The sequence below is a fragment of the Streptococcus handemini genome, assembly GCF_040984445.1.
Taxonomy (GTDB): Bacteria; Bacillota; Bacilli; order Lactobacillales; family Streptococcaceae; genus Streptococcus; species Streptococcus handemini.
Window position 1 is genome coordinate 1 of sequence record NZ_JBFRYH010000072.1, and the last position, 8484, is coordinate 8484.

11 protein-coding genes and 1 pseudogene are annotated in these 8484 nt (G+C 41.7%); 10 read left to right on the forward strand and 2 right to left on the reverse strand.

Annotation, left to right across the window (positions count from 1 at the left end; all coding sequences use genetic code 11):
• Nucleotide 1 precedes the first annotated feature (1 nt).
• The 3 genes from ABPH35_RS09405 (at nt 2) to ABPH35_RS09415 (ending at nt 1788) form a co-directional block, all read left to right on the forward strand.
• Complete coding sequence (locus ABPH35_RS09405) at nt 2-82, forward strand: IS3 family transposase (protein WP_349988131.1); 81 nt, start codon at nt 2-4, stop codon at nt 80-82.
• A gap of 120 nt (nt 83-202) precedes the next feature.
• Entirely contained in the window at nt 203-913 is a 711-nt protein-coding gene (locus ABPH35_RS09410; protein ID WP_349989505.1) for a TIGR00266 family protein, read from the forward strand.
• Nucleotides 914-1098: 185 nt separating this feature from the next.
• Nucleotides 1099-1788, forward strand: coding sequence for a hypothetical protein (locus ABPH35_RS09415; protein WP_349989506.1), 690 nt, complete (start codon nt 1099-1101; stop codon nt 1786-1788).
• Here the strand turns inward: ABPH35_RS09415 and ABPH35_RS09420 are convergent.
• Complete coding sequence (locus tag ABPH35_RS09420; RefSeq protein WP_349989507.1) at nt 1780-2316, reverse strand: TetR/AcrR family transcriptional regulator; 537 nt, start codon at nt 2314-2316, stop codon at nt 1780-1782. The two genes, ABPH35_RS09415 and ABPH35_RS09420, sit on opposite strands and share 9 nt — an antisense overlap.
• A gap of 36 nt (nt 2317-2352) precedes the next feature.
• On the opposite strand from ABPH35_RS09420, the gene ABPH35_RS09425 reads away from it, so the two are divergent.
• The 7 genes from ABPH35_RS09425 to gltX all read left to right on the forward strand — a co-directional run bounded on the left by ABPH35_RS09425 (nt 2353) and on the right by gltX (nt 7832).
• On the forward strand, nt 2353-2580 hold the full coding sequence (locus ABPH35_RS09425) for an SDR family NAD(P)-dependent oxidoreductase (protein ID WP_349989508.1): 228 nt from the start codon (nt 2353-2355) through the stop codon (nt 2578-2580).
• A gap of 343 nt (nt 2581-2923) precedes the next feature.
• The gene (locus tag ABPH35_RS09430) at nt 2924-3418 is read left to right on the forward strand and encodes a carbonic anhydrase (protein ID WP_368849765.1); all 495 of its coding nucleotides are present in this window, start codon (nt 2924-2926) and stop codon (nt 3416-3418) included.
• A 134-nt stretch (nt 3419-3552) separates the two neighbouring features.
• Nucleotides 3553-4266: a TIGR00266 family protein gene (locus ABPH35_RS09435; protein WP_368849766.1), complete on the forward strand. Its 714-nt coding sequence runs from the start codon at nt 3553-3555 to the stop codon at nt 4264-4266.
• Nucleotides 4267-4339: 73 nt separating this feature from the next.
• On the forward strand, nt 4340-4981 hold the full coding sequence (locus ABPH35_RS09440) for an HI_0552 family protein (RefSeq protein ID WP_368849767.1): 642 nt from the start codon (nt 4340-4342) through the stop codon (nt 4979-4981).
• A gap of 172 nt (nt 4982-5153) precedes the next feature.
• Nucleotides 5154-5600: a LytTR family DNA-binding domain-containing protein gene (locus tag ABPH35_RS09445; protein ID WP_349989512.1), complete on the forward strand. Its 447-nt coding sequence runs from the start codon at nt 5154-5156 to the stop codon at nt 5598-5600.
• Between the two features lie 4 nt (nt 5601-5604).
• Nucleotides 5605-6285, forward strand: coding sequence for a hypothetical protein (locus ABPH35_RS09450; protein ID WP_349989513.1), 681 nt, complete (start codon nt 5605-5607; stop codon nt 6283-6285).
• Nucleotides 6286-6371: 86 nt separating this feature from the next.
• Nucleotides 6372-7832, forward strand: coding sequence for a glutamate--tRNA ligase (gltX, locus tag ABPH35_RS09455; RefSeq protein WP_349989514.1), 1461 nt, complete (start codon nt 6372-6374; stop codon nt 7830-7832).
• Nucleotides 7833-8384: 552 nt separating this feature from the next.
• On the opposite strand, the pseudogene ABPH35_RS09460 reads toward gltX, so the two are convergent.
• A pseudogene (locus tag ABPH35_RS09460) lies at nt 8385-8484 on the reverse strand (IS30 family transposase); the annotation flags it as partial.

The following is an 8484-nucleotide window of genomic DNA, read 5'->3' on the forward strand; positions in this document are numbered from 1 at the left end:
TATCCAGTTTTACAATACACAACGTTATCAAACAAAATTAAACAACCTGACTCCTTGGGAATTCAGGAATCAGGTTGCTTAGTATCTTTTATTATTTGACTGTCTACTTGACAGGGAGCCGTTCACTCTAAGCTAGTTTCCTGAAAATACGGAGAGTTAGCATTCAATCGCGTAGAGCGAATAAACCATAAAGGAGTCAGACATGGCAGATAATCGCATGAAATTTCAACTAGATAGCAATATGCAGTTTCCCTTGGTGGAAATTGAACTGGAACGAGGGGAATCCGCCTATATCCAGCGTGGGAGTATGGTTTACCATACCCCTAGTGTCCAATTAAGCACTAAACTCAATGCCAAGGGTTCAGGAATTGGGAAACTTGTCAAGGCCGTTGGTCGCTCTATGGTATCGGGTGAAAGCACCTTTATCACGCAAGCCATCTCAAACGCAGATGACGGCCGTTTGGCTCTTGCTCCCAATCTTCCAGGTCAGGTCATCCCCCTCTACCTTGGTGAAAAGCAATATTGCCTGAATGATGGTGCCTTTTTAGCTTTAGATGGCTCAGCTTTTTACACCATGAAACACCAGTCGGTGGGTCGTGCCCTATTTGGTGGACAAGGTGGATTTTTCGTCATGACTACTGAAGGCGAAGGAACGCTCTTGGTGAATGCCTTTGGTTCCATTAAAAAAATAGAGCTTCACGATCAAGAAATGACTATTGACAATGCCCATGTCGTAGCGTGGAGCAGCGATTTGAACTATCATGTTCATCTAGAAAAAGGCTTTTGGCAATCCGTAGGTACAGGTGAAGGTGTGGTGAATACCTTTACAGGAACAGGTGATATTTATGTGCAAAGTCTGAATATCGAAACCTTTGCCCATGTCTTGAGTGACTTATTGCCAAAGAATGGTTAAAAAACAAGAAAAATTACATGATTTGCAAGGATAAATGATAAAAAGAGCAGGCAACTGCTCTTTTTGAAAACACAAATGGAATGTTTTGTGAAAACCATAGACACTTTTTCAAAATGTGTCGTGTACTTCCTCTGTTTTTTCGAGTAAACTAACAGCATGACAAAAGAAAAAATCGGAGGATAGATATGTATTTTGGACATTATGCTGTAGCGACAGCAGTAAAAGCAAAAGAACCTGAAATGCCTGTTTTACCCATCTTTTTGGCAACGGGCGCGATTGATATTATGAATGGTCTCTTTATCATGGCAGGGATTGATAAGGTAGATGCCAATTTGAACACAAAACCCTATCTCTACTTTGATTTGACCTACATTGACTGGGATCATTCATTGTTAATGGGAGTTATTTGGTCGGTCTTGGCAGGTCTGCTGGCCTATGCTGTTTACAAAAAAGACCGGAAAATAGGGATGACAACTGGCTTAGTGGCCTTCTCTCACTGGCTCTTAGATTTACCACTGCATAATGGTGATATGGCTCTTTATCCTGGCTCTTCTATCAAACTCGGCTGGGGCTGGTGGGAATTGCTTGGTGAGTATGGCTGGCATTTAGAAGTTTTCTTCTCACTAGGACTCCTGTATTATGCTTATAAGAAAAGTAAGGAATATGGAGAAAATATCTGGCCTCAACTGCTCTTTATGGGGCTCCTCATGATCAATATGTCTCCATGGTTTTCACCAATGAAAATGGTTGCGACTTTCCCAGAGCCTTGGGCGCATTTGGTGCATGGTTTTGCTGTATTTATGGGCTTTGTTATCCCAGGCTTTATCTTTAAATGGTTGTATAAAAAGACAGGTGAAAAAGCAAAATTAGCTTAATATCTTGAAAATCAGCTGGCTAATATCCTTGCTATTAAGTGATATTTCCGGCTTTTTCAATTGGTAGCTGATGGCAGCAACGACACTTGCGGCAACGATTTCTAATAGAAAATCATCCTTTTTTATTCCATTATCTCGAAAGAGTTGAGTAAATTGCTCTTTTGTAGCAGATTTCCAACGTTCAATAAAGGAACCATTTATCTGTGAGACTAAAAAAGCGTGAAATACCTGATGATGTTCGGCAACATAATTCAGAGTGCTTTCAACGAAAGCAATATCAGATACTTGTTGAATCTGGCGATTAAATAGTTTGTGATTGGTTTCAGCGAGATCTTGGATCGTCCGTTCTTCAATATCAGCTTTTAACTCTTCAACACTGTCATAGTAGGTATAAAAGGTTGAACGAGCAATAGGAGTAGCTTCGCAAATGCTCTTTACACGAATTTTGTTTGCAGGAGTGGTTGACCACAAGCGAATAAAGGCCTGCTGGATATCTTTTCGGGTTTCTGTCTGTTCTTCTTTTTTCAAACTTATTCCTTTCTATTCATTTTTGGAGGTTTCGGTATGTCAAAAACAATTCTTATCACAGGTGCTTCAAGTGGTATCGGAAAAGCTCTAGCGGAAAAATATGCTCAACTGGGTTGGAATGTGATTTTGGTTGCAAAAAATGCACTCGTCTTGGAGCAGTTTGCCAATGACTTGCGCAAAGAAACAGGCATATTCATTTTACCAATCATCCAAGACCTTCGTCAAGTTGATGTAGTTTGGAGTCTGTTTCAACGTAAGGTCTAGAGTTAGATGCTCTAGCAAATACTGTATGTTTTGGGAATCATAGTCTATTTGAATACTCAAACACCTGAAGCTATGACGGATTTTATTGTCTCAGAAAGGCCAAAGAAAAATGGATTTCTGTGTAGCGACATTCTCCTTAAAAAGCTAGCCCTAAAATTTGTTCAGGAACGAATCCTAATTAGTAGATACCGTGGACCGAAAGGTTCTTTTTAGTATCCTTATGCAGATGTTCGGAAGTAACAGTAAGAATCTGCCCTACCAAGCCCATAAGCTGACAAATGCAGTCTAAAATGATAGTCTAGTATGAAAAGAGAATCGGCTGATTTTCAGGAAAGGAGTTTTCATGTCTTATTTTCAACAGTTTCTGAAGGCCAATCAGGCCTATGTAGATTTGCATGGGACGCACCACTTGCCCTTAAAGCCTAAAACTAGAGTAGCAATTGTGACCTGTATGGATTCGCGGCTCCATGTGGCGCAGGCCTTGGGGCTAGCGCTGGGGGATGCCCACATCCTACGCAATGCCGGTGGTAGGGTGACAGAGGACATGATTCGCTCGCTGGTCATTTCTCAGCAGCAACTGGGGACTCGAGAAATTGTGGTGCTACATCATACAGATTGCGGTGCGCAGACCTTTACCAATGGGGAGTTTCAGGCAGAGTTGCAGGAAAAATTTGGCGTGGATGTGTCGCAGCAGGATTTCCTCCCCTTTACAGATGTCGAAGATAGTGTCCGTGAGGATATGGACTTGCTTCGCAAGTCGCCCCTGATTCCAGATGATATTGTGATTTCAGGAGCGGTTTATGATGTCGATACCGGTCGTATGACAGAAGTTGTATAGTCGGTTCATTTCTATTTGTAACCGTCATTCTAGTAGCAAATGAAAATGGAAAAGTTAGCTGCTATCAGGCTTGACAGGCTTTTAGGAAAAGTGTATAGTTGTATTAAAAAAACAATACAAAAGGAGACTATATCATGGCTGATAATCGAATGAAGTATACCATTGACAGCAATATGCAATTTCCGCTTGTTGAAATTGCCCTAGAAAGAGGCGAAACAGCCTATATTCAGCGAGGAAGCATGGTCTATCATACACCGAGTGTGAGCTTGAATACAAAACTCAATGCGCGTGGTGGGTCTGGTCTGGGTAAGTTAATGGGAGCCATTGGTCGCTCTATGACATCTGGCGAGTCACTGTTTATCACAGAAGCCATTTCAAGTGCTGATGATGGTAAGTTAGCCCTTGCACCCTCTATGCCAGGTCAAGTCATTGCACTTGAATTGGGTGCCAAGCAATATCGTCTGAATGACGGTGCTTTTTTAGCCCTAGATGGTTCTGCCCAGTATAAAATGGAGCGCCAAAGTGTGGGTCGTGCCTTGTTTGGTGGTCAAGGTGGCTTCTTTGTCATGACGACAGAAGGAGAAGGGACCTTGCTTGCTAATGCCTTTGGCTCCATCAAAAAACTAGAACTAAATGGTGGCAGTATCACGATAGACAATGCTCATGTCGTTGCTTGGAGCAGGGACTTGAACTACGATATTCACCTTGAAAATGGCTTCTTGCAATCTATTGGTACAGGCGAAGGCGTGGTCAATACTTTCTCGGGTTACGGTGAAATCTACGTTCAAAGTTTAAATATCGAAACCTTTGCCCAAGTTATCGGAAGCCATATCATCACAGGTGGTTGAGACGGCGGTGGCAAGACTACATTACTCGATGCATTTTTGTAATGAAGATAACATGCAGTAAAAAGGAGTTTCTATGACCTTATTTCCCGCTATAGCAACTTTTCTTCCCTATCAAGGGGACAAATATATAGCGCCTGAAAAGGCGGGCGAATTGGAAGAGAGCATGCGTGAGATGAAAAAAGTAGCGCAGGCTGCGCGCAAGGAATTTCAGCAGCTAGCCAAAGCTTTTCATCGGTCTCAGCCACATTTAGATATGCACCGTACGAGCCAATGGATGAATCAAGCTCAGATTGTGCGGCCCCATTTTTGGACCTATTTTCAAGCAGAAGGTGCTGTCAGTGAGCCGATGTTTGCTCTACGGTTGTATGGGGACCAAAGAGCTTATGGTGTCTCGGTAGAGGTGAGTTTTGTGGAGCGTAAAAAAGACGAACAAAGTCTAGCCAAGCAAAACCAAGTCTTACAAGTCGCAGTAGCAGACTCTCTTTATTATATGGTACAGGCAAATGGAGAAAGTCGGCGGGTAGAAGGGACAGAAGAAAATCGCCTCTCTCTTCTTGAGCAACTAGCGCAAGACCAGATTCGCAAAGTTTTAGTGAAGCTGGATATTGACTTGGCCAAGGCAGATAGCATGGAGTCCGTTTTAGCTCAGTTAGAAGAAGCCTTTGAAACTTTGCAGCCGTATTATCAGGCTACAAGAATGTTATCAGATGATTAAACAGAAAAGAAGGGAAGAAATGTCATGCTAAATTGCGTGTACGTTCTTCTTCTTTTTCATTTTCCTTACAGTTTGGTACCACTTAGTAGTGAAAATTGACCAGTTACTGAAATGGTATTGTGTTTGGGACTAATCCTGTTATAATAATGTGTATAAAAACAAGGAGGGAGTTATGAAGATACGGATTGAACTAGATGATGGCTTTGATGATGTTGAAGTGGTCATTCGGACTGCGAATTTGACCGAGCAGGTGAACCAAATACAAACCCTCCTATCAAAGATGAATCAGCCGTCCTTGGTTTTTTATAAGGAGTCGAGTGAATATTTTGTCAAGCTAGAGGAGATTTTGTTCTTCGAGACAGATGGTGCAAAGATTTTTGCCCATTCAAAGACGGATGCCTACGAGGTAAAATTAAAGCTGTATGAACTAGAAGAAATCCTACCGATTACATTTTGCCGGATTTCAAAGTCCAGTATTGCAAATGTACAATCGGTATATTCGCTCGATAAATCCTTTTCAGGGACCAGTCGGATTCGGTTTGCGGATACACACAAGGTGGTTCATGTCTCACGACATTATTATCAGTTATTAAAAGAAAGATTACAGGAGTTGAGGTAGTCCTATGAAAAAGTATGTATTGGGAATTGGTTTGTTGGTATTATCAGGCTTGGTTTTATTTCAAAATTATTTACCACGCTTTGATGGGTCCATTTGGAAAATGGTCTGGCTTGTCGTCTTAGCAGCAGGATTGGTAAGTGGTCTAGCTAAGCGAAGATTATATGATAGTTTCTTTTTTGGAACCTGGCTTTTTATCTTGCTCAATCAGCAGTATCATTTTTTAATGGTGGATACTAAGACAATCATTGTTGGTGCTATTTTGGCCTGTCTGGGTTGTAGTGTGCTGTTGAAACCAAAGCGAAAGAACATTCCGTTTTTGACGATGATGGGGCGTGGTTCAAAAAAAAGTGCTTTGGTAGAAGACGAGAATGATGTCGCCTTTGGGAGCTCTACTCTTTACATTCATGAAACAGATTTTGTACACGATAGTATCGATGTCGCTTTTGGGAATGCGACTATTTATTTCGATCATGCGAACATGGCTGGCGAAGAGGCGGTATTTGAAGTGGATGCGGCATTTTCAACCGTTCGGCTCTATGTGCCAGCTAATTGGTTAGTGCAAGTTAGGGCAGATAAGGCTTTTAGTAGTATTCAGCAATCGTCACAGCCGACTGTTTTTGATAAAAAACTCGTGGTGAAGGCCGATTTGGCATTTTCTACGCTTTCCATTATTCATGCAGAATAAATCTGCCCTTGCGGCTGATTTTTTGGCTCAAAGTAAGGGATATGTGCTATAATAGGACTATTGAATCTTGACAAGGAGAGTATGAAATGACAAAACCTATTCGTGTGCGTTACGCACCAAGTCCAACGGGACTATTACACATCGGAAATGCACGGACCGCGCTCTTTAACTACTTGTATGCACGTCATCATGGCGGAACCTTTTTGATTCGGATTGAGGACACAGACCGCAAGCGCCATGTCGAAGACGGTGAGCGTTCGCAATTAGAAAATCTACGGTGGTTGGGAATTGATTGGGATGAAAGTCCTGAAACTCATGAACAATACCGTCAGTCAGAGCGCCTTGAGATTTACCAACAATATGTTGATGAGCTATTGGAAAAAGGCTTGGCCTACAAGTCTTATGTTACCGAGGAAGAATTAGCGGCTGAGCGTGAGCGCCAAGAGGCAGCTGGTGAAACACCGCGCTACATCAATGAATACCTCGGTATGTCAGATGAAGAAAAAGTCGCCTATGTTGCAGAACGTGAGGCAGCAGGGATTATTCCAACGGTTCGTTTGGCTGTAAATGAAGCTGGTATTTACAAATGGAATGACATGGTCAAGGGTGAGATTGAGTTTGAAGGTGGCAATATCGGTGGCGACTGGGTTATTCAGAAAAAAGATGGGTACCCAACCTATAACTTTGCTGTGGTTATTGATGATTACTTGATGGGGATTTCTCACGTTATTCGTGGAGATGACCATATTGCAAATACTCCTAAACAGCTCATGGTCTATGAGGCTCTTGGTTGGGAAGCGCCAGAATTCGGTCACATGACCTTGATTATCAACTCTGAAACTGGTAAGAAATTGTCCAAACGTGATACCAATACGCTTCAATTTATCGAAGATTACCGTAAAAAAGGCTATCTACCAGAAGCTGTCTTTAACTTTATTGCCCTTCTTGGTTGGAATCCTGGTGGGGAACATGAAATCTTCTCTCGTGAGGAATTGATTCAGCTCTTTGATGAAAACCGTCTCAGCAAATCTCCAGCAGCCTTTGATCAGAAGAAATTGGACTGGATGAGCAACGACTACATCAAGAATGCCGATTTTGCAACGATTTTCGAAATGGCCAAACCATTCTTAGCAGAGGCAGGTCGTTTGACAGACAAGGCTGAAAAACTAGTGGAATTATACAAACCACAAATGAAAGCAGTCGATGAAATCGTGCCATTGACAGATCTGTTTTTCGAAGAATTTCCAGCTTTGACAGAAGCGGAAAAAGAAGTCATGGCAGGCGAAACGGTATCGACAGTCCTTGCGGCTTTCAAGGAAAAATTAGAAGCAATGACAGAGGAAGATTTCAAATCGGAGAATATCTTCCCGCAAATCAAGGCTGTTCAAAAAGAAACAGGCATTAAAGGGAAAAATCTCTTTATGCCAATCCGTATCGCTGTTTCAGGCGAAATGCACGGGCCAGAATTACCAGATACGATTTATCTACTTGGCCGTGAAAAATCAATCCAGCATTTGGACAAGATGCTGGCAGCAATTGAGAAATAAAATTAAGAGAGGTTGAATCATGTTCAGCCTCTCTTATCATACTATCTACTACTATTAATTCTATATAAAAATCAAAATCTGCTTAGGCAACGAAATCGCAGGTAAAACTGACATTCAGCAAGGCGACTTAATACTCATCCAAAATCAAAAAATAACACGAGGTATCGAATAGCAAAATAAGAACCTGTATTCACAGCTCAGCAACACGATTCAGAGCTTATAAATACAGGTTCTTAGATTCCGCAGTTTAGAGCGAACGAAGTGAGCTTGAAAAGATCAAAAAAAGTTATTTTTGAAATTAACGGAGTATAACGACATCAGAGTTTGATTTTCGACGAGTATAAGGGAATCCATTTTTAATGAAAGACAGCTAGCCTAGAATCAAATTGAACGATTTTTTATGCAAAAAGTCTAGCCTAGAAGCGTAGTGTCCGATTTTTCATGCAAAAAGTCTAGCCTAGAAGCGCAGTGTCCGATTTTTCATGCAAGAAGTCGAACCTAGAAGCATAGGAAACAATTTTTCACGACAAATTGCAAGAAAAAGTGCAACCTTTATTCGAACTCATTCAAGAGAGCTTCAACAGCGGTTCTGTAAGCTAAACATTTTCGTGGTCGGTGGTTGATGTCACCTAATGCCTTTCCCAAAGTCTCG

Excerpts from the sequence above, each read along its gene's own strand:
- ABPH35_RS09410 (WP_349989505.1), top strand. The coding sequence starts at position 203 with ATGGCAGATAATCGCATGAAATTTCAACTAGATAGCAATATGCAGTTT.
- ABPH35_RS09415 (WP_349989506.1), top strand. The coding sequence starts at position 1,099 with ATGTATTTTGGACATTATGCTGTAGCGACAGCAGTAAAAGCAAAAGAA.
- ABPH35_RS09425 (WP_349989508.1), top strand. The coding sequence starts at position 2,353 with ATGTCAAAAACAATTCTTATCACAGGTGCTTCAAGTGGTATCGGAAAA.
- ABPH35_RS09430 (WP_368849765.1), top strand. The coding sequence starts at position 2,924 with ATGTCTTATTTTCAACAGTTTCTGAAGGCCAATCAGGCCTATGTAGAT.
- ABPH35_RS09435 (WP_368849766.1), top strand. The coding sequence starts at position 3,553 with ATGGCTGATAATCGAATGAAGTATACCATTGACAGCAATATGCAATTT.
- ABPH35_RS09440 (WP_368849767.1), top strand. The coding sequence starts at position 4,340 with ATGACCTTATTTCCCGCTATAGCAACTTTTCTTCCCTATCAAGGGGAC.
- ABPH35_RS09445 (WP_349989512.1), top strand. The coding sequence starts at position 5,154 with ATGAAGATACGGATTGAACTAGATGATGGCTTTGATGATGTTGAAGTG.
- ABPH35_RS09450 (WP_349989513.1), top strand. The coding sequence starts at position 5,605 with ATGAAAAAGTATGTATTGGGAATTGGTTTGTTGGTATTATCAGGCTTG.
- gltX (WP_349989514.1), top strand. The coding sequence starts at position 6,372 with ATGACAAAACCTATTCGTGTGCGTTACGCACCAAGTCCAACGGGACTA.